Source organism: Microbacterium croceum, assembly GCF_023091245.1.
Classification (GTDB): domain Bacteria; phylum Actinomycetota; class Actinomycetes; order Actinomycetales; family Microbacteriaceae; genus Microbacterium; species Microbacterium croceum.
Genome location: NZ_JAHWXN010000001.1, coordinates 2,387,717 through 2,411,803, shown reverse-complemented (window position 1 = coordinate 2,411,803; position 24,087 = coordinate 2,387,717). Strand labels below are relative to the sequence as shown.

The 24,087-nt window shown below is 68.4% G+C and carries 22 protein-coding genes and 1 tRNA gene; 9 read left to right on the top strand and 14 right to left on the bottom strand.

Translation table 11 applies throughout. The features are described from left to right. Window positions 1-53 precede the first annotated feature (53 nt). Entirely contained in the window at window positions 54-902 is an 849-nt protein-coding gene (locus tag KZC51_RS11400) for a PAC2 family protein (RefSeq protein WP_247630084.1), read from the top strand. Window positions 903-946: 44 nt separating this feature from the next. Here KZC51_RS11400 and KZC51_RS11395 read toward each other — a convergent pair whose 3' ends face one another. Together KZC51_RS11395 and KZC51_RS11390 are read right to left on the bottom strand one after the other, a co-directional pair. Next, window positions 947-1,771: an undecaprenyl-diphosphate phosphatase gene (locus tag KZC51_RS11395; protein WP_247630083.1), complete on the bottom strand. Its 825-nt coding sequence runs from the start codon at window positions 1,769-1,771 to the stop codon at window positions 947-949. A gap of 51 nt (window positions 1,772-1,822) precedes the next feature. After that, complete coding sequence (locus KZC51_RS11390) at window positions 1,823-3,118, bottom strand: M20/M25/M40 family metallo-hydrolase (protein ID WP_247630082.1); 1,296 nt, start codon at window positions 3,116-3,118, stop codon at window positions 1,823-1,825. A gap of 111 nt (window positions 3,119-3,229) precedes the next feature. Here KZC51_RS11390 and KZC51_RS11385 point away from each other — a divergent pair. Further along, a tRNA-Leu gene (locus KZC51_RS11385) sits at window positions 3,230-3,312 on the top strand. Window positions 3,313-3,350: 38 nt separating this feature from the next. Here KZC51_RS11385 and KZC51_RS11380 read toward each other — a convergent pair. Further along, a complete protein-coding gene (locus KZC51_RS11380; RefSeq protein WP_247630081.1) occupies window positions 3,351-4,415 on the bottom strand; it encodes a GtrA family protein in 1,065 nt (354 codons plus the stop codon). After that, window positions 4,412-5,383, bottom strand: a complete 972-nt coding sequence (locus KZC51_RS11375; RefSeq protein WP_247630080.1) for a phosphodiester glycosidase family protein — start codon at window positions 5,381-5,383, stop codon at window positions 4,412-4,414. Before KZC51_RS11375 ends, KZC51_RS11380 begins: the two co-directional genes overlap by 4 nt. A gap of 186 nt (window positions 5,384-5,569) precedes the next feature. On the opposite strand from KZC51_RS11375, the gene KZC51_RS11370 reads away from it, so the two are divergent. From KZC51_RS11370 to KZC51_RS11360, 3 genes are read left to right on the top strand one after another with little or no spacing between them, the layout of a single operon-like run. Beyond that, on the top strand, window positions 5,570-6,154 hold the full coding sequence (locus KZC51_RS11370; RefSeq protein WP_247630079.1) for a DUF4956 domain-containing protein: 585 nt from the start codon (window positions 5,570-5,572) through the stop codon (window positions 6,152-6,154). After that, entirely contained in the window at window positions 6,151-6,912 is a 762-nt protein-coding gene (locus KZC51_RS11365; RefSeq protein WP_247630078.1) for a polyphosphate polymerase domain-containing protein, read from the top strand. The genes KZC51_RS11370 and KZC51_RS11365 overlap by 4 nt, the downstream gene beginning before the upstream one ends. 16 nt (window positions 6,913-6,928) lie before the next feature. Beyond that, the gene (locus tag KZC51_RS11360; RefSeq protein ID WP_247630077.1) at window positions 6,929-8,683 is read left to right on the top strand and encodes a carbohydrate-binding domain-containing protein; all 1,755 of its coding nucleotides are present in this window, start codon (window positions 6,929-6,931) and stop codon (window positions 8,681-8,683) included. Between the two features lie 12 nt (window positions 8,684-8,695). Here KZC51_RS11360 and KZC51_RS11355 read toward each other — a convergent pair whose 3' ends face one another. Continuing rightward, entirely contained in the window at window positions 8,696-9,793 is a 1,098-nt protein-coding gene (locus KZC51_RS11355; protein WP_247630076.1) for a VIT1/CCC1 transporter family protein, read from the bottom strand. Between the two features lie 154 nt (window positions 9,794-9,947). Next, complete coding sequence (locus KZC51_RS11350; protein ID WP_247630075.1) at window positions 9,948-11,690, bottom strand: DEAD/DEAH box helicase; 1,743 nt, start codon at window positions 11,688-11,690, stop codon at window positions 9,948-9,950. Window positions 11,691-11,837: 147 nt separating this feature from the next. Between KZC51_RS11350 and KZC51_RS11345 the strand changes: the two genes are divergently transcribed. After that, window positions 11,838-12,665 carry an SGNH/GDSL hydrolase family protein gene (locus KZC51_RS11345; RefSeq protein ID WP_247630074.1) on the top strand — a complete coding sequence of 276 codons (828 nt, stop codon included), beginning with the start codon at window positions 11,838-11,840 and terminating at the stop codon, window positions 12,663-12,665. Window positions 12,666-12,678: 13 nt separating this feature from the next. On the opposite strand, the gene KZC51_RS11340 is transcribed toward KZC51_RS11345, so the two are convergent. Beyond that, window positions 12,679-13,479 carry a TrmH family RNA methyltransferase gene (locus KZC51_RS11340; RefSeq protein ID WP_247630073.1) on the bottom strand — a complete coding sequence of 267 codons (801 nt, stop codon included), beginning with the start codon at window positions 13,477-13,479 and terminating at the stop codon, window positions 12,679-12,681. Between the two features lie 136 nt (window positions 13,480-13,615). Here KZC51_RS11340 and KZC51_RS11335 point away from each other — a divergent pair, with 136 nt between their 5' ends. Continuing rightward, window positions 13,616-14,431 (top strand): Sir2 family NAD-dependent protein deacetylase, encoded by an 816-nt coding sequence (locus KZC51_RS11335; protein WP_281732065.1) that lies wholly within the window; start codon window positions 13,616-13,618, stop codon window positions 14,429-14,431. After that, complete coding sequence (locus KZC51_RS11330; RefSeq protein WP_247630071.1) at window positions 14,428-15,015, top strand: histidine phosphatase family protein; 588 nt, start codon at window positions 14,428-14,430, stop codon at window positions 15,013-15,015. Before KZC51_RS11335 ends, KZC51_RS11330 begins: the two co-directional genes overlap by 4 nt. A 44-nt stretch (window positions 15,016-15,059) precedes the next feature. On the opposite strand, the gene KZC51_RS11325 is transcribed toward KZC51_RS11330, so the two are convergent. Genes KZC51_RS11325 through KZC51_RS11305 form a run of 5 tightly spaced genes read right to left on the bottom strand, consistent with a single transcriptional unit; the run spans window position 15,060 to window position 21,014 of the window. Beyond that, a complete protein-coding gene (locus tag KZC51_RS11325) occupies window positions 15,060-15,866 on the bottom strand; it encodes an HpcH/HpaI aldolase/citrate lyase family protein (protein WP_247630070.1) in 807 nt (268 codons plus the stop codon). Beyond that, window positions 15,863-16,384: a MaoC family dehydratase gene (locus KZC51_RS11320; protein WP_247630069.1), complete on the bottom strand. Its 522-nt coding sequence runs from the start codon at window positions 16,382-16,384 to the stop codon at window positions 15,863-15,865. Before KZC51_RS11320 ends, KZC51_RS11325 begins: the two co-directional genes overlap by 4 nt. A 9-nt stretch (window positions 16,385-16,393) precedes the next feature. Continuing rightward, window positions 16,394-17,542 (bottom strand): acyl-CoA dehydrogenase family protein, encoded by a 1,149-nt coding sequence (locus tag KZC51_RS11315; RefSeq protein ID WP_281732063.1) that lies wholly within the window; start codon window positions 17,540-17,542, stop codon window positions 16,394-16,396. Then, the gene (locus KZC51_RS11310) at window positions 17,542-19,455 is read right to left on the bottom strand and encodes an acetyl/propionyl/methylcrotonyl-CoA carboxylase subunit alpha (RefSeq protein WP_247630067.1); all 1,914 of its coding nucleotides are present in this window, start codon (window positions 19,453-19,455) and stop codon (window positions 17,542-17,544) included. Before KZC51_RS11310 ends, KZC51_RS11315 begins: the two co-directional genes overlap by 1 nt. Before the next feature lie 5 nt (window positions 19,456-19,460). Next, on the bottom strand, window positions 19,461-21,014 hold the full coding sequence (locus KZC51_RS11305) for a carboxyl transferase domain-containing protein (RefSeq protein WP_247630639.1): 1,554 nt from the start codon (window positions 21,012-21,014) through the stop codon (window positions 19,461-19,463). A 111-nt stretch (window positions 21,015-21,125) separates the two neighbouring features. On the opposite strand from KZC51_RS11305, the gene KZC51_RS11300 reads away from it, so the two are divergent. Then, a complete protein-coding gene (locus tag KZC51_RS11300) occupies window positions 21,126-21,719 on the top strand; it encodes a TetR/AcrR family transcriptional regulator (protein ID WP_247630066.1) in 594 nt (197 codons plus the stop codon). On the opposite strand, the gene KZC51_RS11295 is transcribed toward KZC51_RS11300, so the two are convergent. Together KZC51_RS11295 and KZC51_RS11290 are read right to left on the bottom strand one after the other, a co-directional pair. Next, window positions 21,712-23,079, bottom strand: a complete 1,368-nt coding sequence (locus KZC51_RS11295; protein ID WP_247630065.1) for a dihydrolipoamide acetyltransferase family protein — start codon at window positions 23,077-23,079, stop codon at window positions 21,712-21,714. The genes KZC51_RS11300 and KZC51_RS11295 overlap by 8 nt on opposite strands. Beyond that, complete coding sequence (locus KZC51_RS11290) at window positions 23,076-24,086, bottom strand: alpha-ketoacid dehydrogenase subunit beta (protein ID WP_247630064.1); 1,011 nt, start codon at window positions 24,084-24,086, stop codon at window positions 23,076-23,078. The genes KZC51_RS11295 and KZC51_RS11290 overlap by 4 nt, the downstream gene beginning before the upstream one ends. Window position 24,087 lies beyond the last annotated feature (1 nt).

The following is a 24,087-nucleotide window of genomic DNA, read 5'->3' as shown; positions in this document are numbered from 1 at the left end:
CCCACGCGGACTAGCCTGGAGGGATACGTCCCCGACCTCGGAGGGAGCCCCGGATGGATGTTCTCGGTTCGCGCATCGTCATCGTCGCCTTCGACGGCTGGAACGATGCGGGTGAGGGCGCGAGCGGCGCCGTCGAGGCTCTGCGCGCCACGAACGACTACGAACTCGTGCACTCGGTCGACCCGGAGCTCTACTTCGACTACCAGTACACGCGCCCATCGAGCCAGATGGACGCCGAAGGCCGGCGTCAGCTCAAATGGCCGGAAGCCGGTCTCTGGCGTCCGCGCGATCCCGCACCGGGCCCGGAGTTCTGGGTGCTCACAGGGGTCGAGCCGGCCAGAACATGGCAGGCCTTCGTCTCGGAGTTCATCGATGTGGCACTGCGTGACGACATCACCGGGGTGGTCACGCTCGGAGCCATGCTCTCCGATGTCCCGCACACCCGACCGATCTCGATCTTCGCGTCCAGTCAGAACGAGCAGGTGCGCGAAGCGCACGGACTCGAGCGGTCGCTCTACGAGGGGCCCGTCGGGATCCTCAGCGTGTTCGAGCACTTCGCGGAGAGCGCGGGGATCCCGACGGCCAGCCTGTGGGCGAGCGTTCCGCACTACGTCGCCACCGCGACCCCGTCGCCGAAAGTGACGCTCGCCCTCCTCGATCGACTCGAGGAGTTGACAGGCGTCGACGTCCCGCGCGACAGCTTGCGAACCGAGGCAGCAGCCTGGGAGGCCTCGATCGACGCCGCGGCAGCCGACGACGAGGACATGGCCGAGTACATCCGACAGCTCGAGCGCACGCGCGACACCTGGGACTCCCCCGAAGCGTCCGGCGATGCGATCGCCCAGGCATTCGAGAGGTATCTCCGCCGCCGCGACGACGGCCCCGGCGACCGCAAGCGCTGATCAGCGTCCCCGCGCTGTGGCGAACGGGGATGCTGAGCTCGCGCTCAGGCGGCGATGACTCCGGTGCCGAGCAGGACCAGCAGCGTCGTGCCGAGCAGGATGCGGTAGATCACGAACGGCAGGAAGCTGCGCTTCGAGATCCAGTTCATGAAGAACGCGATCACGCCGAGCGCCACCACGAAGGCGATGCCGGTGGCCGCCAGGGTGTCGCCGAACGAGAAGAACGACGGCTCACCCCAGCTCTTGTAGACCTGGTAGAAGCCGCTTCCGAACACGGCGGGGATCGCGAGCAGGAACGCGTAGCGCGCCGCGGCCGCACGTTCATAGCCGAGGAAGAGCCCCATGGTGATCGTGCCGCCCGAGCGCGAGACGCCCGGGATCAGCGCGAGCGCCTGGGCGAACCCGTAGGCGACGCCATCCGGATACGTGAGGTCCTTCAGACTGCGTCGTTTGGCTCCGACGTGATCGGCGATTCCGAGAAGGATGCCGAAGACGATGAGCATGATCGCCACGATCCAGAGCGACCGCAGCACGCTCTCGATCTGGTCCTGGAACAGCAGCCCGAGCAGCACGATCGGGATGCTGCCGATGATGATCAGCCATCCCATGCGGGCGTCCGGATCGTTGCGAGGAACGCGGCCGAAGAGTGAGCGGAACCACTGTCCGATGATGCGCACGATGTCGCGCCAGAAGAAGACGACGACCGCGGCCTCCGTGCCGATCTGCGTGATCGCGGTGAACGCGGCGCCCGGGTCCTCGCCGGACGGCAGGAAGGTGCCGAGAATGCGCAGGTGTGCGCTGGAGGAGATCGGCAGGAACTCGGTGAGTCCCTGGACGATGCCGAGGATGAGCGCTTCAAACAGATGCATGGAGGTGAGGCCTTCTGAGTCGAGGTCGGCGCGGGAGCGGTCTTGCGTCGCTCAGAACGAGCGCAGCAGATCGGTCAGCACCCGCTGGCCGAAGACAAGCGATTCTACGGGTACGCGCTCGTCGACACCGTGGAACATGCCTGTGAAGTCGAGATCGGCCGGGAGCTTGAGGGGCGCGAACCCGTATCCGGTGATGCCGAGCGCCGCGAGCGCCTTGTTGTCGGTCCCCGCTCCCAGCAGGTACGGGATAACGGGAACACCGGGGTCGTGGCGACCGATGCTCGCGACCATCGCGTCGACGAGATCACCCTCGAACGGAGTCTCCATGCCGATGTCGCGCACCACCGTCTCGATCACGATGTCGTCGCCGACGATGCGCTGGAGCTCTGCCAGCACATCGTCCTCGGTGCCAGGGATCACGCGCACGTCGATCAGCGCTTCGGCGCGCTCGGGGATCACGTTGTGCTTGTAGCCGGCGTTCAATGCCGTGGGGTTGGTCGTCGTGCGGAACGAGGAGCGCAGGAAGGCCTCGGCGGGACCTGCCGCGGCCGCGAGTGCGTCCGGGTCCTCCGCGCTGCGTCCGGTGAGCGCGCTGAGGCCGTCCAGGAGGGCGGAGGTGGTCGGGGTGAGACGGATCGGCCAACGTGTGCGTCCGATCGCCGCCACCGCCTCGGACAACCGCGTCACCGCATTGTCCTCGTGCAGTCGGCTGCCGTGGCCCGCACGCCCCCTGGCGACCAGGCGGATCCAGATCAGCGCCTTCTCGCCGACCTGCAGCAGGTACGCTCGCCGATCGTCCACCGTGATCGAGTAGCCGCCGACCTCGCTGATCGCCGCAGTTGCCCCCTCGAACCACTCGGGGTGATTCTTGACGACGAGCGCCGACCCCTCGACCCCGCCGTTCTCTTCATCCGCGAAGAAAGCGAGGATCAGATCGCGCTCAGGCTGCTCCCCCGCGCGAAGGATCTCGGCGACCGAGGTGAGGATCATCGCGTTCATGTTCTTCATGTCCACTGCTCCGCGCCCCCAGAGCATCCCATCGCGGACGAGACCCGCGAACGGATCGACGCTCCAGTCCTCGGCCATCGCCGGCACCACGTCGAGATGACCGTGCACGACCAGCGCCGGCTTCGAGCGGTCGCGCCCCGCGACCCGAGCCATGACGTTCGTCCGACGAGGGATCGGCTCGTAGTACTCGACCTCGAGACCCAGCGCTTCGAGATAGGCACCGACGTATTCTGCGGCCTCGCGCTCCCCCTCGGCCTTGCCTCCGCCGAAGTTGGACGTGTCGAAGCGGATCAGGTCGCTCGCAATGCGGACGACCTCCGGAAGAGACGGATCAGTCATGGCTCCAGGGTATCGAAGCCGCGCGCCACGCCCGGGCGTGCGGCTCGGTTCGAGAGCCCGAGAAGGACGTGGTAATGTCATTCTTCGGTCGGCAACGATCATCCAAGACCTGCGCGGGTGGCGGAATGGTAGACGCGCTACGTTGAGGTCGTAGTGCCTGTAAGGGCGTGGGGGTTCAAGTCCCCCTCCGCGCACAGATGAAGAAGGCTCCCGAGAGGGGGCCTTCTTCTGTTCATGCCCTCTTCGCCGTGTCGACGCGCTTCTCCACGAATCCCGGCGTGCGACGGGCCTCCCCACGGCGGAATACGTATCCGCGCTGCGCGAGGAATCCGCAGGTGTAGACGGCGGCATCGGCGAGCAGCTTGGCCCAGAGGACAGGAACGCCCCAGGCGACAAACAGGGCCATCGACGCGTATCCGCCCGCGAGCAGCGCGAGAGCAAGCGCGGCGTACCGCCCGAGCTGTCGGCGCACACCTCCTGAGGATCCGTCACGGAACACGAACGAACGATTGAGCGTGAAGTTGACGGCGGCGCTGAGCACCCGGGCGCCGACCGCGGAGAGCAGGAGGTCTCCCGTGACCGCGTAGAGCAGCTGGAGCACCGCCACATCGAGCAGGAACGATCCGAATGACACCAGGACGTAGCGCAGAAGCGGCCGAAGCACGTCGAGAGAGTCACGCAGCGGCCGGAAGTGCGAGGAGGCGTTGTGATCGAGGTAGACGGTCTCGATCGGCACCTCTCGGATCGGGATCCCGCGCCGGGTGAAGTCGAGCAGTACGTTCATCTCCCACGCGAAGCGCTCGCCCGACACGGCCACGACGTCGGTGATGAGCGCGGCGGGGATGCCGCGGAGTCCTGTCTGTGTGTCGTGCACAGCTCCCCCGCTGAGCCGAAACAGCCACCGCGACACGGCGTTGCCCAGTCTGCTGCGCACGGGTACCTCACCGGTGAAGGAGCGTCCTCCGAGCACCAGCGCGTCGCCGCCGACGGTGGCATCTGCGACAGCGGCGATGTCGGACGGCCGATGCTGTCCGTCGCTGTCGGCGGTCACCACATCTTCGCCCGGCCAGCGCTCTGCGATGTAGGCGAGGCCGTGGCGCAGCGCGCGCGCTTTGCCCTCGTTCCGCGGCTGGCGCAGAACCGTGGCTCCCCGACGCGCGGCCTTGGCGAAGTGCGGCGAGTACGCTGCTCCGCTGCCGTCGTCCACGACCACGGTCTGGAAGCCGTCCGTATCGAGCGCATCCACCAACTCGTGCATGCGCTCATCCGGCTCGTAGGCGGGGATCAGGACGATCACGGCACGCTCCCTGCGATGTACAGGATGTCGCTGGTGCCGCGCTCCTGGTTCTTGCCGAGCGGGTTGTTGACCAGTGCGCCGTCGAAGTACATCGTCGACGAACCGCCGCCATCGATGTTGTACGCGGTCGTCGCGCCGAGCGAGATCATGATGTCGGCGAGCTCGGTCATCGTGACACCGCGGCTGTAGCCGGCGCTCCGGCCGTCGACCACCACGAAGACGAGATGGTTGTCGTCGATCACTCCGACAGCGGTGCGCGGCTGCTCGCCCTGGATCGAATGGTTGCCGAAGTTGGTATCGACCTCGACGTCCTCGATTCCATCGACGACGGTCCCGTCCTCGACGAGCGCAGGGCCGAACGACAGCGTGTTCCAGACGCCGTCCGCAACGAGCGCGGCTGCGGTGGTCGCGGTCTCGTCATAGACCTCGACATGCCCGTCCTCGTAGAACGCCAGGCCTTCGCGTGCCCCCTCGTCGCGATACACCACACCGTTGCGGATGACGATGCCGGTGTCACGGAAGCCGTAGTAGTCACCGTTGATCGCGAACACCGCATCGTTCGCCGCTGCGATCGCACTCGTCGTCTCGGTGATGTTGGTGCCGAACGCATCGCCGGCGAATGCGGAGCGCAACGCGGTGGCATCCGTCAGCGTGACATCTGCGACGTAATAGGTGACGGTGTCATCGCCTGACCCGGTCGATACCGTGGAGAGCGCGATGTCAGCCTGGTCGGAGTCGTACGCGGTGTCGGTGACCGTCGCGTTGGTGGTCTCGCCGATGCTGTCGCTCGTGTTCGAGTTCGCGGCCTCGTACGACGAGACGTCCGTGATGCTCACATGCTCGATGAGGAATCGGTCTGCGGCCCATGCGGCTCCCCCGCCGGCGCTGAGGGCGAGTGCGAGCCCTCCCGCGAGCAGGATGCGGCGCCACCGCCGCTTCGGTCTGGGGTGGTGCTGTCGAGTGTCCATCCCCCACAGCTACGGGTCCGCGCTATCGGGCTGCTATCCGTTGCCCGTGCGTCACCGAGGTGTCCGTTCGGGGGTTCCTATGCACAGCGACATTCTTGAACCTGGCATAGACAGCACATAGCAAGGACATAGCCAGCTAGGTCGGAATGGGAGGGAACCTCCACCCCCGACCGAAGGATTCCACTCGTGTACACGCTCGTCATGATCGCCGCCGACCTCGTCGCCATCACGATCCTCGCCCTGGGCATCTACTACCTGCGCCACCGCCGACGCGACCTCGTGGTTGCATTCGTCGGGGTGAACGTCGGCGTACTGGCGGTCGCGGTCGTCCTGGCGGGAACGTCGGTCGCGCTGGGACTGGGTCTCGGCCTGTTCGGTGTGCTGTCGATCATCCGATTGCGTTCGTCGGAGATCTCGCAGCGCGAGGTGGCGTACTACTTCGCATCCCTCGCGCTCGGCCTCATCGCCGGTCTGAGCACCACCCTCTCCCCCGTGTCGCTCGCACTCATGGCCCTGATCATCGCCGCGATGTTCGTCGCGGACCACCCGCGGCTGCTGTCGCGCTCGCGGCAGCTGACGATGACTCTCGATCGTGCCGTCGGGGATGAGACGGAACTGGTCACGGAGCTCGAACGCGTGCTCGGCGGCACGGTGACCCAGGTCTCGATCCTGCAGCTCGATCTCGTCAATGACACCACGCAGGTCGACGTGCGTTATCGCATCGGCCCGCCGTCCGGAGTGAGCGCCGCACTGTCGGGAGCGCGACGATGATCCCCCGACTCGATCCCGTCGGCCTGGACGAGCTCGTGGCCGAGGCGGCGCTGCTCACGCGGGTCGACCGCAAGTACGTGATGACGGTGGATGAGGCGGCCTCCGTCCTCAGCGAACTGCCCTCGCAGACCCGGGTGCTCACCCTGGAGGGTCGCCGCTCCTTCGCCTACGAGTCGTACTACTTCGACACGGCGGACCCGCTCAGCTTCCGCATGGCGGCGCTCGGACGCCGCCGCAGGTTCAAGCTCCGCACCCGCAGCTACGTGGACTCCGAGGACGCCTTCCTCGAGCTGAAGACCCGTGGGGCGCGCAGTGCGACCGTGAAGGAGCGCATCGGCTACGAGTTCTCCGCGCGCGACGAGCTCACCGCCCGGGGGCGGGAGTATGCGGCGCTCGGGCTCGAATCCCTCGGCCTCCGTGATCTCGACACCACCGACCTCGTTCCCACGCTCGCCACACGCTATGACCGCACGACACTGCTCGCCCCTCGTGGTGGCGGCCGCGCGACCATCGACACCTCTCTCTCCTGGGAGCTCGCCGACGGGCAGCAGTTGCACGTGCCCGGGTTGGTGATCGTCGAGACGAAGTCGGGGTTGCGCACGGGAGACACCGATCGCCTGCTGTGGCGGCATGGCATCCGCCCCTCCACGATCAGCAAATACGGCACGGGGCTCGCGGCCCTGCGTCCCGACCTCCCCTCGAACAAGTGGGCGCGCGTGCTGCGCCGACGCTTCCACCCCGCGGCGATCGCCGTCTGACCGAAGAGAGACTCTCATGCGCACCAAGAACCGCTTCCTTCTCGCCGCCGCACCGTTCGTGCTGACCGGAGTCGTCCTGGCCGGCTGCACCGCCGTCACCGCGGATGCCGACACCGTGTCGAGTACGGCCGAGGCGACGTCCGTGCAGAACGTCGACGCCTCACTCACCGCCGAACAGGTGCTGGCCGACAACGCCGATGCCACGACCGTGTCTGCGGGTGAGGCGGACACGACCGCGGAGACCACGATCGCCCTGACGGGCGACAGCGCGACGGTCGACGGAGAAGGAGCGACCGTCGACGGGAACTCGGTGACGATCACGGCGGGCGGCACGTACCGCCTGTCCGGCTCCTTGGAGGGATCGGTCGTGATCGCCGCCCCGGACGACGCCGTGGTGGCACTCATCCTCGACGATGCCGACATCTCGAACGCCGAGGGCGCCGCGGTCGCGATCACCGGTGCCGACGACGTGGCGCTCGTGCTCGCCGACGACAGCGACAACACGCTCTCGGACGCATCGAGCTATGCCGACGATGCGGAGGTCGACGCCGCGCTCTACAGCGATGCGGACCTCACGATCAGCGGCACGGGCTCACTGGCCGTCGCGGGCAACGGCAACGACGGCATCACGAGCAAGGACGACCTCACGATCCTCAGCGGCACGGTGACCGTCGACGCTGCCGACGACGGCATCCGCGGCAAGGACGCACTGATCGTCGAGGGGGGAACGATCACGGTGACCGCGGGCGGCGACGGCGTGTCCAGCGATCAGTACGCCGATGAGACGCAGGGCTACGTGTGGATCTCCGCCGGCGACCTCGAGATCACCAGCGGCGGCGATGCCGTGGCCGCCGCGTCGGATGTCGTGATCACCGGAGGCGACCTCACGCTCGTCAGCGGCGGCGGGTCCACTGCCACGATGGAGGACGGGCTCTCGGCCAAGGCGATCAAGGCGGGCGTCTACGTGGTCATCGAGGGCGGGACCATCGACGCGGATGCCGCCGACGACGCCATCCACTCGAACGGCGCCGTCCACGTGAACGATGGCACGCTCACCCTGGCATCCGGCGACGACGGCGTGCACGCCGACACGGCCCTGGTCATCGACGGCGGCGACACGAGCGTGTCGGAGAGCTATGAGGGTCTCGAGAGCGCCGACATCACGATCGCCGGCGGGAAGGTCGCAGTCACCGCCTCCGACGACGGCCTGAACGCCTCCTCCGGCAGCGGGGAGAGCATGCAGGACAGCGGAGAGACGATCACGATCTCCGGCGGCGAGACGACAGTGAACGCGGGCGGCGACGGCTTCGACTCCAACGGGTCGGCCACCATGTCCGACGGCTCGTTGACGATCTGGGGTCCGACGAGCGACGGGAACGGTGCGATCGACGTCAACGGCACCTTCGACATCAGCGGCGGGACCCTCCTCGCAGCGGGCAGCGCGGGGATGGCGGTGGCGCCGTCCACCGATTCCGCGCAGGGATGGGTGTTCGCCACGACCTCCGGCTCCGCTGGCTCCACGGTAGAGATCGTCGCAGACGGCGAGGTCGTCGCCGAGTACACGGCCGACACGTCGTTCGCGACCGTCGTCTACTCCGGCGCGGAGATCATGTCCGGGACCGCGTACGACGTCGTGGTGGACGGCTCCGCGACGACGGTGACCGCCGGTGAAAGCGGCACTGGCGGGATGGGGCCGGGTCAGGGCGGACAACAGGGAGGGGGGATGCCCGGCGGCTCCCGACCCGACGGTTCGGACGACGGACAGTCCTGAGCGGAGTACCGCTCAGACCGCCCCGACGCCGAAGAGCAGTCCCAAGAGGTAGGTGACCGCCGCTGCGCCGAAGCCGATCGCCAGCTGGCGCAACGCCCGACGCAGCGGCGGCCCGCCGGACAGGATGCCGACCATCGCACCGGTGGTGAGCAGGGCGATGCCGACCAGGATCAGCGCGACGACCACGGCCGCGGTTCCCTGCAGGCCGAAGATCCACGGCAGCACCGGGATGATCGCGCCGGACGCGAACAGCAGGAAGCTGGAGATCGCGGCGGTCCAGTCGCTGCCGACGATGTCATGGTCTTCTCCGCCGTGGGTGCGGATCGGGCCGGTGGCGGCGCGCCGCACCCCGGCCTGCGCAGCCGTGACGAGGACGCGTGCGCGCTCCAGCGCCTCCTCCTGATCCATGCCACGGGCGCGGTAGACCAAGGCCAGCTCGTTCTCGTCGATGTCGAGATCGCCCGCGGCGGCAGCTGCGTCGTCGTTCGCCTCGGTGGCCGCCAACAGCTCGCGCTGCGAACGCACGGAGACGAACTCGCCTGCTCCCATCGACAGGGCTCCGGCCAGGAGTCCGGCGATGCCGCTGAACAGCACGAACCCGGAGCTCACACCGGTCGCGCCGATACCGAGCACCAGGGCGAGATTGCTGACGAGACCGTCATTCGCTCCGAACACCGCTGCCCGGAAAGAGCCGGACAGCCGCCGCCGTCCGCGCGCGGCCAGACCCCGCACGACCTCGTAGTGCACCTTCTCGTCGGCGCGCATCGCGGGCGTTGCGTACTGCTCCGCGTCGTAGGGCGAGCGCGCCTCCGCGCTCTGCGCCAGTGCCAGCACGAAGATCGACCCGAACCGCCCGGCCATCCAGCCGAGCAGACGGGAACGCATGCCCGCGCGCGGCAGCCGCTTGGGCTCATCGCCGAGCAGGTCGAGCCAGTGCTGCTCGTGACGGCGTTCCGCCTCGGCGAGGCTCAGCAGGATGTCGCGCTCTTCACCGATCCTCCGGGCGGCCAGTCTCTGATACACGGCGCCTTCAGCACGTTCCTCAACGAGGTAGCGCGCCCAACGCCGGCGATCGGCGGCAGTGGGCTCAGCGGCAGCGGGGGCTGTCATGGGTCCTCCAGATGTGACGGTGCCCGGTGCGCGGGCAACCGTTCCACGCTAGCCGTGAAGCTGCGCGCACACCCCGCTCAGACGCGGATTGACAGCATTTCGGGGATCCGAAGCGCCGCACCGAAGGGCGCGGAGACAGCGTCGAACCGTGCCGTCAGGAACGCACGCGCTTGCGGAGAACCTCGATCCGCGACTGCAGCTGGGTCACCGTTGCCTGAGCGACGGCCGGCCCGCCGCAGATGCGGCGGAGCTCCGCGTGCACAGCCCCATGCGGCTCCCCCTTCTGGCGGGCGTAGAGCCCGACCAGACTGTTCAGGAGCTGGCGCTGCTCCTTCAGCGTGCGGTGCAGCGGCGGAGGCAGCGTCGTCGTCTCCGCAGGTCCAGCCGAGGCCTCCCGCGCTTCTCGCAGGCGGGACTGGCGGGACTGCCGCTGCATGAGCAGCTCGTGCACGTGCTCCGGCTCGAGGAGCCCGGGGAACCCGATGAACTCCTCCTCCTCCGGTGTGCCCGGCTCGGCCAACTGTCCGAACTCCTGGCCCTCGAACACGACCCTGTCGAAGTGGGCGACCGAGGACAGCGCCTGATAGCTGAACTCCTGCGTCAGCGCATCCGATGTCTCCTCTTCGCGGTTCGCGCTCTCGAGCAACGAGTCGTCGAGGCCGTCTTCTTCTTTCGACTGGCGGTCGAGCGCGTGATCGCGCTGCTTGTCCATCTCGTTCGCGAGCCCCATGAGCACGGGCACCTGCGGGAGGAAGACGCTGGCGGCCTCGCCCCGACGGCGGGCGCGCACGAACCGGCCGATGGCCTGCGCGAAGAACAACGGGGTCGACGACGACGTCGCGTACACGCCCACCGCGAGCCGCGGAACGTCGACGCCCTCCGAGACCATGCGCACGGCGACCATCCATCGGGCATCGTTCGCGCTGAACTTCTCGATCCGCTCAGATGCCGTCGCGTCGTCGGAGAGCACGACCGTCGGCTGCTGTCCCGTGATGCTGTGCAGAATCTTGGCATAGGCGCGCGCAACCGTCTGATCGGTCGCCAGCACGAGTCCGCCGGCATCGGGAACATGGTGACGGATCTCGGTGAGACGGCGGTCGGCGGCCGACAGCACCGCCGGCATCCAGTCCCCCTCAGGGTCGAGCGCCGTACGCCAGGCCTGCGACGTCACGTCCTTGGTGTTGTCTTGCCCCAGGTGCGTCTCGAGCTCATCGCCCGTCGTGGTGCGCCAGCGCATCTTGCCGGCATACATGTGGAACAGCACGGGGCGCACGACACCGTCGGCCAGAGCCCGACCGTAGCCGTAGTTGTAGTCGGTACGGGAGATGCGTGCGCCGGATTCGTCGGGGTGGTACTCCACGAACGGGATCGGCGCCGTGTCGCTGCGGAAAGGCGTGCCGGAGAGCAGCAGGCGCCGCTTCGCCGGACCGTAGGCGTCGCGGATCGCATCGCCCCAGCTGAGCGCGTCACCGCCGTGGTGCACCTCGTCGAGGATCACCAGGGTCTGGGCGTCTTCGGTCAGGTGGCGGTGCACCGAGGACTTCGCGGCCACCTGCGCATAGGTCACGACCGCCCCGTGATAGTGCCGAGCGGGAGCCCAGTCGCTGTTGCGGAAGCGAGGGTCGAGGCGGATGTGCACGCGTGCGGCCGCATCGGCCCATTGCGTCTTCAAGTGCTCGGTGGGAGCCACCACGATGATCCGATTGACCTCTCCCATGCGCATGAGTTCAACCGCGAGGGTGAGAGCGAACGTGGTCTTGCCTGCGCCGGGCGTGGCGGCGACGAGGAAGTCGCGCTGATCCGCCTCGAAGTACTGTTCGAGTGCTTCCTGCTGCCAGGCGCGCAGCTTGCTCGCGGTGCCCCACGGGGCGCGCTGAGGAAAGGACGGTGAGAGCATCGACTCCACGATAATCGCTGCCGAGGACCTTGGATCATTCGCCGGGCTTCCCGCGCGTGCCCTCTCCCGGGTGAACGCCTGCGGGTAGGCTCTGACACTGCGCCGCCGTCACTACCGTGCCGCAGATTGTTGGCGAAGGAGAGCTGGATGACCGACCAGGATTCGACTCGGACCCCGTTCGTGGAAAACGACGCACCGCACCCCTGGCGGCGATTCGTCGCGATCGGGGATTCGTTCACCGAGGGGATCGGCGACCCGGACCCGCACTCCCCCGGCGGACACCGCGGATGGGCCGACCGCGTTGCCGAAGTGCTCGGGCAGCAGGTGGAGGACTTCGCCTATGCGAACCTCGCGGTGCGCGGAAAGCTCATCGCTCAGATCGTCGCGGATCAGGTCGAGCCGGCAGTCGCGCTGCATCCTGATCTCGTGTCGATCTGTGCGGGCGGCAACGACGTGATCCGGCCGGGAACCGACCCCGACGCCATCGCAGCGCAGCTGGAGGATGCCGTCAGCCGCTTGTCATCCACGGGCGCGGCGATCGTGCTCTTCACCGGAATCGACACGGCCTTCACCCCGGTCTTCCGTGCGTTCCGCGGCAAGGTCGCGATCTACAACGAGAACGTCCGGGCCATCGCGGAGCGCCATGATTGCATCGTGGCGGACCAATGGGCCCTGAAGGTGGTGCAGGATCCCCGCTTCTTCGACGACGACCGCTTGCACTACAACGCGCTCGGTCACCACGAGGTCGCCCGCATGGTGCTGCGCGCGCTGAACGTCCCGAACGACCTGGAGGCCATGCAGCCGGAACCGTTCCCGGAACGAACCTGGCGGGAGGCGCGCGCCGGCGACCTCGGCTGGGCGCGCGAGCACCTGGTGCCGTGGGTGCTGCGTCGCCTGCGACACCAGTCGTCCGGCGACAACCTCGCGGCCAAGCGACCGGAGCCATCGCCGGTCTTCCTGCCGGATCAGGACTGACCGGAGCGGCGGGTCAACGCTTCATCGACCAGAGCGCCACGGCAGCCGCGGAGGCGACGTTGAGCGAGTCGACCCCGCCGGACATCGGGATCGTGACGATGGTGTCCGCCCCCTCCATCGCCTCGCGCGAGAGGCCGTCGCCTTCGGACCCCATCACCAGGGCCACGCGCTCGGGGCGGTCGGAAGCATAGGCGTCGAGCGTCACGGCATCGTCCCGCAACGCCAGCGCGGCGACGTCGAAACCGGCAGCGTGAAGATCGGCGATGGCGCTGTCCCAGTCCAGGATGCGCGTCCACGGCACCTGGAACACGGTGCCCATGCTCACGCGCACGCTACGACGGTAGAGCGGGTCCGCCCCACCGGGCGACACGAGCACGGCATCCGCGCCGAGCCCTGCGGCTGCCCGGAACGCGGCACCGACGTTCGTGTGATCGCCGATGTTCTCGAGGATCAGCACCAGGGACGCGCCGGCGAGGACATCCCGGACGGGCGGCAGCACCGGTCGATGCATCGAGGCGATGGTCCCCCGGTGCACGGCGAAACCGGTCACCGCCTCGGCGATCTCATCCGGGACGACGTACACCGGGACATCGAGATCGCCGACGATCGCCCGGATGTCGTCCACCCGACGTTCCTGCGCCAGGACCGAGCGCGGGCGGTGTCCGGCCGCGACCGCACGGGCGATCACCTTGGTCGATTCGGCGATGTACAGCCCGCCAGCGGGTTCGGACAGTGCCCGCAGAGCGGTGTCGGTGAGGCCACGGTAGTCGTCGAGGCGTCGGTCGTCGGGGTCGTTCACAGGCAGCAGGTCCACGGGGTCCACTCTGCCATCGCCGTCGGGGCGGTCCGTACCGCATCTCCCTGAGCACCCGCGATCGCGTGGGCCCGAGCCACGCGAGCACCGTAGACTCGCTCGAGGAGGTCCTGTGAGCGTGTCGAATTCTGCCGAGATGTCGGCCACCATCGCCCACGCGGCTGAGCTGCTGCGAGGCAAGCGCATCGCCCTCCTGACCGGCGCCGGCATCTCGACCGACTCGGGCATCCCCGCCTATCGCGGCGAAGGTGCCAGGACGCGCAGCGACCCGATGACGATCCAGACGTATCTCGGTGACGAAGCCGCGCGCCGCCGGTACTGGGTCGGCGGCCATCTCGGCTGGAAGGCGTTCGCGCAGGCGGGGCCGAATGCCGGTCACACCTCCCTCGCCGAGATGGAGGCCGCCGGCCTCGTCTCCGGAGTCATCACCCAGAACGTCGACGGACTGCATCTGCGCGCCGGCAGCTCTCACGTCATCGAAGTGCACGGCACCATGCGTCGCGTGCTGTGCCTGCACTGCGGCCAGGTGTTCGATCGTCGCGACGTAGCCGTGCAGATCGAGGAGCTCAATCCCTGGATCACGGTGCCGGAGAACATCGAGCTGGCACCGGACGGCGACGTGCTCCCCTCGTCGACCGAGGGTTTCGTGGTCCCGGTGTGCACGGTCTGCGAAGGCATGCTGAAGCCGGACGTCGTCTTCTTCGGCGAATACGTTCCGCAGGACCGCTTCCGGGCGGCGGAGTCGTTGCTGCGCGCCAGCTCGGCGCTGATCGTCGCCGGTTCCTCGCTCGTGGTGAACTCGGGCGTGCGCCTGGTGGAGCGCGCGCGCCGGCGCAGCATCCCCCTGATCATCGTCAATCGCGAGCCTACGCGCGCGGATGTCTGGGCCGATATCACCATCGCCGCAGGCACCAGCGACGTGCTCCCCGCACTCCAGGAGCTCCTCTCGTGACCTACCTCACCCTCGTCCGCCACGGTCAGACCGACTGGAACCTCGCCAAGCGCATTCAAGGGTCCACCGACATCCCGCTCAACGAGACCGGACGCGCCGACGCGCGGTGGGCGGCCGAGAGACTCGCCGCAGACACGCATCATGCCGTCTACACGAGCCCGCTGCTGCGGGCGAAGGAGACAGCCGAGATCATCGCGGACCGTCTCGGTCTGGAGATCGCCGGCGTCGTCCCCGACATCCGTGAGCGCGAGTTCGGCGAAGGCGAAGGCATGCTCGTGCCCGACTACATCGAGACCTATGGTGACTGGCATGCCGAAGTGCCAGGAGCCGAGTCGCTGACCGCGGTCGGCGAGCGGGCGATCGCGGCCTTGCACGCCATCGCCCGCGAGGCGCGCCGGCGCTCCACTCCGCGCGCGGAGTCGGTCATCGTCGTCGCGCACGGTGGCGTGATCCGTGCGGTGATCAATCATGTCTCCGGCGGCACGCTCCCCCGCGACGGGCAGGTTCTCCGCAACGGCTCGGCGCACCGCTTCGTCGCAGCCCCCGGCTACCTGCGGCTGCTCGAGGAGTCGCCGGTCCTCTGACCGGTCCGGATCGCCGATCACCCCGGCGGGAGCGCTTGTGCGGTTCAGCGGGCCCGCGACACCACGGAGCGCGCGTGCCGGAGGACCGGTTCGTCGACCATGCGCCCCTCGAAGCGGAACACTCCGCGCTCCTGCTCTGCCGCCGTGAGCACGGCCCTGGCCCACGCCACAGTCTCGTCATCCGGCCGATAGGCCGCGCGGATCACCGGCACCTGGCTGGGATGGATGCACGCCGTCGCGGTGAAACCGGAGGCCGCGGCGTCTGCCGCCTCCTGGGCGAGACCCTCGACGTCGTCGATGTCGATGTGGACCGCGTCGATCGCGCGCTTGCCCTGCGCTCCGGCTTCGAGCAGCACTCGCGACCGCGCGTAGCGCGCGATGTCGCGATACGTCCCGTCTGGACGACGGCTCGACGTGCCCCCGATCGAGGCGACGAGATCCTCCGCTCCCCACATCATGGCGACCACCTGCGGATGAGCGGCGATGCGGTCGGCGGCGTGCACGCCCTGCGCGGTCTCGCACAGTGCGATCAGGGAGAAGCGGGGATCGAACGCTGCCAGAGCCTCCGGCTCCTCCGTCTTGGCGACCATCACGGTGCGGAAGTCGGTCTGACTCAACGTCGCCAGGTCGGACACGAACGCCTCGCTGCCCGGCGCATTGACCCGCACGATCACGCGATCAGGATCGATGTCCGCATCGATCAGGTTGCCGCGTGCCGTCGCCTTCGCCGCAGGCAGCACCGCATCCTCCAGATCGAGGATCACCGCGTCCGCACGGTCGAGCGCGGTGTGGAAACGCTCAGGGCGGTCGGCGGGGCAGAACAGGATCGCGGGTCCGAGCGCGAACGTCATGGTGCGGGAGTCCCTTCGGGGAGAGTGCGGACGAGCACCGATCGGGTCGCCGTCGCCACCACGGTACCGTCCTGATTTCGACCGGTGTGCGCGATGCGCACGATGCCCTGCCCAGGTCGCGAGGAGGAGAGTCGTCTGTCGAGCACGACGCTCTCGGTGTAGAGGGTGTCGCCGGCGAACAGCGGGTGTGGGAAGGTGATCTCCCCGAAACCCAGCTGCGCGACGAGTGTGCCCTGTGTCAGTTGCGCGACCGAGGTTCCGACCATCGTGGAGAGGGTCCACATCGAGTTCATGAGACGCGCGTGGAACGGCTCCTGGGCATCCGCGAACGCCGCATCGAGGTGCAGGGCCTGCGTGTTCATCGTCAAGGTGGTGAACAGCACGTTGTCCGCCTCGGTCGCGGTGCGTCCGGGACGATGGAGGTAGCGGGCGTCGACCACGAACTCCTCGTAGTACAACCCGCGCTGGAGGATGTCCTGCGTCACGTCGCCTCCCTCCGGTCGATCGGTGTCTGGCATGCTGCCACGCTACCCGGCGAGTCCGAGCCCACGCGCGATGATCAGCAGCTGGACCTCGGTCGTGCCTTCGCCGATCTCGAGGATCTTCGAATCGCGGTAGTGGCGGGCCACCGGGAACTCGTTCATGAACCCGTTGCCGCCGAAGATCTGTGTGGCGTCGCGGGCATTGTCCATCGCCGCTTCGCCCGCCACGAGCTTGGCGATGGCCGCCTGCTCGGCGAAGGGCCGCCCCGCGTCGCGAAGTCGTGCGGCATGGTGCCAGGCGAGTCGCGCCGTGTGCACGCGTGCCCGCATCCGGGCCAGCGTGAACTGGGCATTCTGCCGGGTGCTCAGCGCACTGCCGAAGATCGTGCGGCTCTTGGCATACTCGACGGATGCCTCCAGACACCCCTCGGCCGCGCCGGTCGCCAACGCGGCGATCGCGATGCGGCCCTCGTCGAGGATGCTGAGGAAGTTCCGGAACCCGGTCCCGCGTGCGCCCAGGAGGTTCGCGGCAGGTACTCGTGCACCGTCGAAGGTGAGCGGATGCGTGTCGGAGGCATTCCAGCCAACCTTGTCGTACGGAGCCTCGACCGTGAACCCCGGGGTTCCGTTGGGGACGATGATCGTGGAGATCTCCTTACGCCCACCCTCGTCGCCGGTCACCGCGGTGACGGTCACGAAGCGCGTGATCGGGGTGCCGGAGTTCGTGATGAACTGCTTCGACCCGTCGATCACCCATTCCTCACCGTCGAGTCGGGCCGTGGTGCGCGTTGCCCCGGCATCGCTTCCTGCCTCCGGCTCCGTGAGTCCGAAACCCGCGAGAGCGCGACCGGCGAGCAGATCGGGCAGCAGTGTCTGCTTCTGCTCCTCGGTGCCGAACCGGTACACCGGCATGGCTCCCAGGCTCACGCCTGCCTCGAGGGTGATCGCGATGGACTGATCGACGCGTCCGAGCGCCTCGATCGCGATGCCGAGCGCCATGTAGTCGCCGCCCTGTCCGCCGTACTCCTCCGGGAACGGCAGACCGAACAGGCCGAGGTCGCCCATCTGACCCACGACGTCCATCGAGAGCGTGTGGGTGCGATCGGCCTCGTACGACTGCGGCGCGACGACCTGATCGGCGAACTCGCGCACCATCCCGGCGAGCTCGCGTTCCTCCTCGGTCAGCTCTTCCATCATCGACTCTCCTCCGTCATCACACGGGCGACCGCTTGATCGCGACGCACCTGTTCTCCGACCGCGACCAGGAGGTGCACGGCTCCGTCCTGGGGGGCGAGCACCTGGTGCTCCATCTTCATCGCCTCGATCGAGACGAGCGGTGTTCCCGCTGTGACCTTCGCCCCGTCTTCGACGTGCACAGCGACGACACTCCCCGGCATGGGGGCACGACCCTCCGGACCGCCCCCTCCGCTCTCCGCCCGCGAGGCGGACAGTCGGCGGCGCGTCATCGCACGCCGATCGAGCGGACGCAGACGAGAGGTGATCCCATCCTGAGCGACCCAGACCGCTCCCTCGCCGTCGACAGCGGCCTGCGCGGTCCCCCGAGAGCGGCGGTCACCGACCTCCACGCTGAGCAGCTCGTCATCATCGGTGACGAAGTGCGGCTGCGGACGCTCGACAGCCGGCGCGCCCGAGCGCCATCCGGGCAGTTCGCGCCAGAGTGCGCTCGTCCTGACCGGTTCTGATGCGGCGTGCACCACCTCGGCGGCGGCACTGAGCATCGCCGCGGTGGGCGGCGCCGCGGTGACCGGGAGCAGTGTCTCGATCAGTCCGGTGTCCAGATCCCCGGCGACGACGCGTTCGTTGCGACAGAGGCGGCGCAGGAAGGCGATGTTGGTGTCGACCCCGAGAACGACGGTGCGCGCCAAAGCGGAGTCGAGGAGCGCCAGCGCGGTCGCCCGGTCATCGGCGGTGGCGATGACCTTCGCGATCATCGGATCGTAGAACCCGGTGACCTCGCTCCCGGTCTCGATCGCGGCATCCACCCGCACGCCGGCCGGCGGGTCGAAGCGCAGGATCATCCCCGTGGACGGCAGGAAGCCGCGCTCCGGAGACTCCGCGTAGACGCGCGCTTCAACGGCATGTCCGTGCACGGAGGGCACGATGTCGAGCGGCTGTCCGGCCGCCACTCTGAGCTGCAGCGCGACGAGGTCGAGGCCGGTGACCTGCTCGGTGACCGGATGCTCGACCTGCAGGCGGGTGTTCATCTCGATGAAGAACACCTCGTCCGGTACGTCCGCGTCGACGAGGAACTCCACCGTTCCCGCTCCGACGTACGAGACGCTCTCGGCCGCGCGCACGGCCGTCTCGAGCAGGCGGTCCCTGGTGCCCGCGCCCAGCCCCGCGGACGGGGCCTCTTCGATGACCTTCTGATGCCGTCGCTGCAGCGTGCACTCGCGCTCGCCGAGGGCGAGGACCGTGCCCTGGCGATCGCCGAACACCTGAACCTCGATGTGGCGGGGACGCCGGATGAGCCGTTCGAGGATCAGCGCGTCATCGCCGAACGATGCCGATGCGACCCGACGAGCCGATGCGAGAGCGGTCGCGAGACCTTCGGCACTCGTGACGATCTCCATGCCTTTGCCACCGCCACCGGCACTGGGCTTGACCAGCAGAGGGTAGCCGACGCGCTCGGCCTCGGCCGCGATCTGCACATCCGACAGTCCGGATGCATCGAACCCGGGGACCACGGGGACGCCGTGCTGCACGACATGCTCACGCGCCCTGGCCTTGTCGCCCATCACCTCGAGCGCCAGGACGTCGGGACCGACGAACACGATGTCCGCCGCGGCGCAGGCCTGCGCCAGACCGACGCTCTCCGACAGGAAGCCGTAGCCGGGGTGGATGGCCTGCGCACCGGTGCTCTTCGCGGCGGCGATGACGGCGGCGATGTCGAGGTAGGACTCGGAGGCTGCCGCGGGACCGATGCGCACCGCGACGTCCGCTTCGTGGACATGCGGGGCGGTGGCATCCGCATCGCTGTAGACCGCGACGCTGCGGATGCCGAGATCGCGCAGCGTGCGGATCACACGCCTGGCGATCTCACCACGGTTCGCGATGAGAACGGTATGGAACAGGTGGTCGGTCATCTCTCTCACATCCGGAAGACGCCGAAGCGCGGTTCGGGCAGCGGGGTGCGCGCGACCACGTCGAGCGCGAGCCCGAGCAGATCGCGGGTCTGCTCCGGGTCGACGATCCCGTCGTCCCAGAGGCGTGCGGTGGCGTAGTAGGGCTCGCCCTGCGCCTCGTACTGTTCACGGATCGGTTCCTCGAACGCGCTGCGCTCCTGCGCAGACCATCCCTCCCCTCGCGCGGCGAGCTGATCCTCCTTGACCGTGGCGAGCACGGACGCCGCCTGTTGTCCGCCCATCACGGAGATCCGGCTCGCAGGCCAGGTCCACAGGAACCGTGGCGAGTATGCGCGGCCGCACATCGAGTAGTTCCCGGCGCCGAACGAGCCGCCGATGATCACGGTCAGCTTGGGCACTCTGGTGCTCGCGACTGCCGTGACCATCTTGGCGCCGTCCTTGGCGATGCCGCCGGCCTCGGCCTCCGAACCGACCATGAACCCGGTGATGTTCTGCAGGAACAGCAGCGGGATGCCGCGCTGATCGCTCAACTCGATGAAGTGAGCGCCCTTCTGCGCGGATTCGCTGAACAGCACACCGTTGTTGGCGATGATGCCGATGGGATGCCCGTGGAGTCGCGCGAATCCGGTGACGAGAGTCGTGCCGTACTCGGCCTTGAACTCGCGGAAGCTGTCGGCGTCGACCAACCGACTGATGACCTCGTGCACGTCGTATGCGGCATTCACATCGACGGGGACCACGTCGTACAGCGACGACCGCTCCTCCGGTTCCCGACTGTCGATGACCTCCCAGGCAGGCTCCGCGGGCGGAGGCAGCGTGGCGACGATGTCTCTGAGGATCTCGAGCGCGTGCTCGTCGTCCTCTGCCAGATGATCGACCACTCCGCTGCGCCGGGCGTGGAGCTCTCCGCCGCCCAGCTCCTCCGCCGTGACGATCTCCCCGATCGCCGCCTTGACCAGCGGAGGTCCGCCGAGGAAGATCGTGCCCTGTCCGCGCACGATGACCGTCTCATCGCTCATCGCCGGTACGTAGGCGCCCCCGGCCGTGCAGGATCCGAGGACGGCGGCGAGCTGAGGGATGCCCTGCGCCGACATGTTCGCCTGGTTGAAGAAGATGCGTCCGAAGTGGTCCCGGTCGGGGAACACCTCGTCCTGTCGAGGGAGGAAGGCCCCGCCCGAGTCCACGAGATACAGGCACGGCAGCCGGTTCTCCCTGGCGATCTCCTGCGCGCGCAGGTGCTTCTTGACGGTCATCGGGTAGTACGTGCCGCCCTTGACGGTGGCGTCGTTGCAGACGACCATCACGTGGCGACCGTGCACCAGGCCGATGCCGGCGATCACACCCGCTCCCGGCGCCTCTCCCCCGTACAGGCCGTCCGCGGCGAGAGGTGCGACCTCGAGGAACGGGCTGCCCTCGTCGAGCAGTCGGGCGACGCGTTCGCGCGGCAGAAGCTTTCCACGGGCGACGTGACGTTCGCGGGAGGCGGCCGGTCCTCCCAGCGCCGCCGTCGCGAGACGATCGCGCAGCGCTTGCGCCAGAGATTCCTGGGTGGCGGGCATCGTGAAGTCCTCCTCGACCCACGTCACGAAGCGACCCACGGTGGCGCTCCGCGTGCTGATTCGGTTAGTGTTCACTAACCCGTACATTCAGGTTAGCGAGGATTAACTGGAATGACAACCCCGACGACTGCCCGAGATCGCGCCAAAGCCGAGCGCTCCGATGCGATCCTCCATGAAGCCGCGCGGCTCTTCGCCGTGGGCGGGTACAACGGCGTCAGTCTCGAGGACATCGGCGCTGCCGTCGGCGTCTCCGGTCCCGCCGTCTACCGGCACTTCGCCGGAAAGCAGGCGCTCCTCGGTGCCGTGCTCGTCAAGGTGAGCAACGACCTCGTCGCCGGAGGAACACGCGTCGCCGAGGCGCCCGCAGAGCCGGAAGAGCGGATGCGGGCACTGATCCGCTTCCACGTGGACTTCGCTCTCGGCAACGCTGAGGTCATCCAGGTGCAAGACCGAGACGTCGCCCATCTGTCCGACGAGGACCGCGCCGCGGTGCGACGGCTGCAGCGCACCTACATCGGCGTGTGGATCGACGCGCTCGCTCCCCTCCTGCCCGCCACGCCGGAAGAGCTGCGACTGCGCGTTCAAGCGTGCTTCGGCCTGATCAACTCGACGCCCCACAGCACGCGGGCCACCACCAGACAGCAGACCGCCACCGCGACCGTGCTGGCCGCGATGGCGGATGCCGCGTTGCGCGCCCCTACCTGAGAAGCATCGCCCGCCCGGGCTGCTCCAGCACGTCGGCGACGTTCTTGAGGAAGCGCGCACCTTCCGCCCCGTCGACGAGACGGTGGTCGAAGGACAGGCTCAGAGTCATCACCTGACGCAGCGCGATCTCTCCGCGGTGCTCCCAGGGCTGACGACGCACAGCTCCCACGGCGAGGATCCCGGACTGCCCCGGCGGCAGGATCGGTGTTCCCGCATCGACCCCGAAGACCCCGATGTTCGAGATCGAGAAGGTGCCGCCGAGCAGTTCCGCCGGGGATGTCCTACCCGCACGAGCGGTCTCGGCGAGACTTCTGAGCGCCTCGCTCAGCTCGACGAGCGACAGACGGTCCGCGTCGCGGATGTTCGGCACGATGAGGCCGCGCTCGGTGGCGGCTGCGATGCCCAGATCGACGTAGTGATACTGGACGATCTCACCGGCGGCCTCGTCCCAGTGCGCGTTGAGCCCGGGAGTGCGCCCCAGAGCGAGACAGACGACCTTCGCGATCACAGCGAGCAGACCGATGCGATGGGCGGAGAGCACCCGGTCCTCGCGGAGACCGGCGAGCAGATCCATCGTCTCGGTGACATCGACCGTGTGGAACACCGTCACGTGCGGTGCCGTGAAGGCACTGGCCACCATGGCTGCCGCCGTGTGCTTTCGCACTCCGCGGATCGGGATCCTCGTCTCGCGCTCGTGCGTCCTCTCGTCCGAGCCGAGTGCGGCGGGCGATGCAGGGACACCGGAACCGTCGCGCGCCGGCATCGATGCGTCGCTTCGGCCGGCACCTGTGCGCTCGGCGTAGGCATCCACGTCGTTGCGGGTGATCAGGCGGTCGCCGACGGCAGCGGCGACGAGCACGAGGTCGATCCCGAGGCGCTTGGCGTGGGCTCGCACGGGAGGCGTCGATCGCGGCCGCTCGATCACGTGCTCGGCAGTGGCGGAAGGCGCAGCGTCGTGCGGCGCCGCTTCGAGCACCGCAGTGTCGGCGGCGGCGGTGGCACCGGAGATGCGGCGCGCTCGACGAGCCGGACGGGCGTTGGTCGACGGCGCTGCGCCGTACCCGACCAGGTTCGGCTGCGCCTTCTCCTCGACGATCGGCTCTGGCGCGTCGTCATCCTCCCCCTCGACGTCGAACGCGATGAGCGGTGCGCCGACGGCGATCGTCTCCCCCGCATCTGCGTGCAGCGTCGACACGGTGCCCGCATACGGTGACGGCAGTTCGACGACGGCCTTGGCGGTCTCGACCTCGGCGAGCGTCTGATTCAGCGTGACAGCGTCACCGGGCGCGACCAGCCACTGGACGACCTCCGCTTCCGTGAGCCCCTCACCGAGGTCGGGCAGTCGGAACTCGGCGATCATGCGTCCACCTCCGTGAGGCTGTTGGGCCGGTCGAGCACACGATCCACGGCATCGAGCAGGCGATCGAGGTCGGGCAGGTGGAACTTCTCCAGCTTCGCGGGTGGGTACGGGATGTCGTGCCCGGTCACCCGCAACGGTGCGGACTCGAGGTACTCGAAGCAGCGCTCCGTGATGCTCGCGATCACCTCGGCGGCGACACCGGCTTCTCGCGAAGCCTCGTGGGCGACCACGACGCGACCGGTCTTGCGCACGGATGCCGCAACGGAGTCGTAGTCGACGGGTGAGAGGGAGCGCAGATCGATGACCTCGATCGACACGCCCTCGTCCTCTGCGGCTTCTGCCGCCTGCAGGGCGGTGCCCACCATCGCACCGTACGTGATGAGCGAGACGTCGCGACCGGCGCGCACCACGCTCGCCAGTCCCATCGGCGGCGCATCCGCCAGAGACGCGTCCAGATCGACCTCGCCCTTGTGGTGGTACAGCCGCTTCGGCTCGAAGAAGATCACCGGGTCATCGGAGGCGATCGCCTGGCGCAGACTCCGGTAGGCATCGGCCGGATTCGACACGGCGACGACCCGGAGGCCGGCGGTGTGGACGAAGTAGGCCTCGGGCGATTCGGAGTGGTGCTCGGCAGCGCCGATCCCTCCGGCCCACGGGATGCGGATCGTGAGAGGCATCTTCACCCGCCCCTGAGTGCGGTAGTGCAGTTTGGCGACCTGGGCGACGATCTGATCGAACGCCGGGTAGACGAAGCCGTCGAACTGGATCTCCACGACCGGCCGGTAGCCGCGGAAGGCCAGCCCCACCGCGGTGCCGACGATTCCGGACTCCGCCAGCGGAGTGTCGATCACGCGCTGAGCACCGAACTCGTCGAGCAGTCCGTCGGTGATGCGGAACACGCCGCCGAGCTTTCCGATGTCCTCCCCGAGCAGCACGACCTTCTCGTCATCCTGCATCGCCCGACGCAGACCGGCACCGAGGGCCTTGCCCAGGGTCATCTCCGCCATG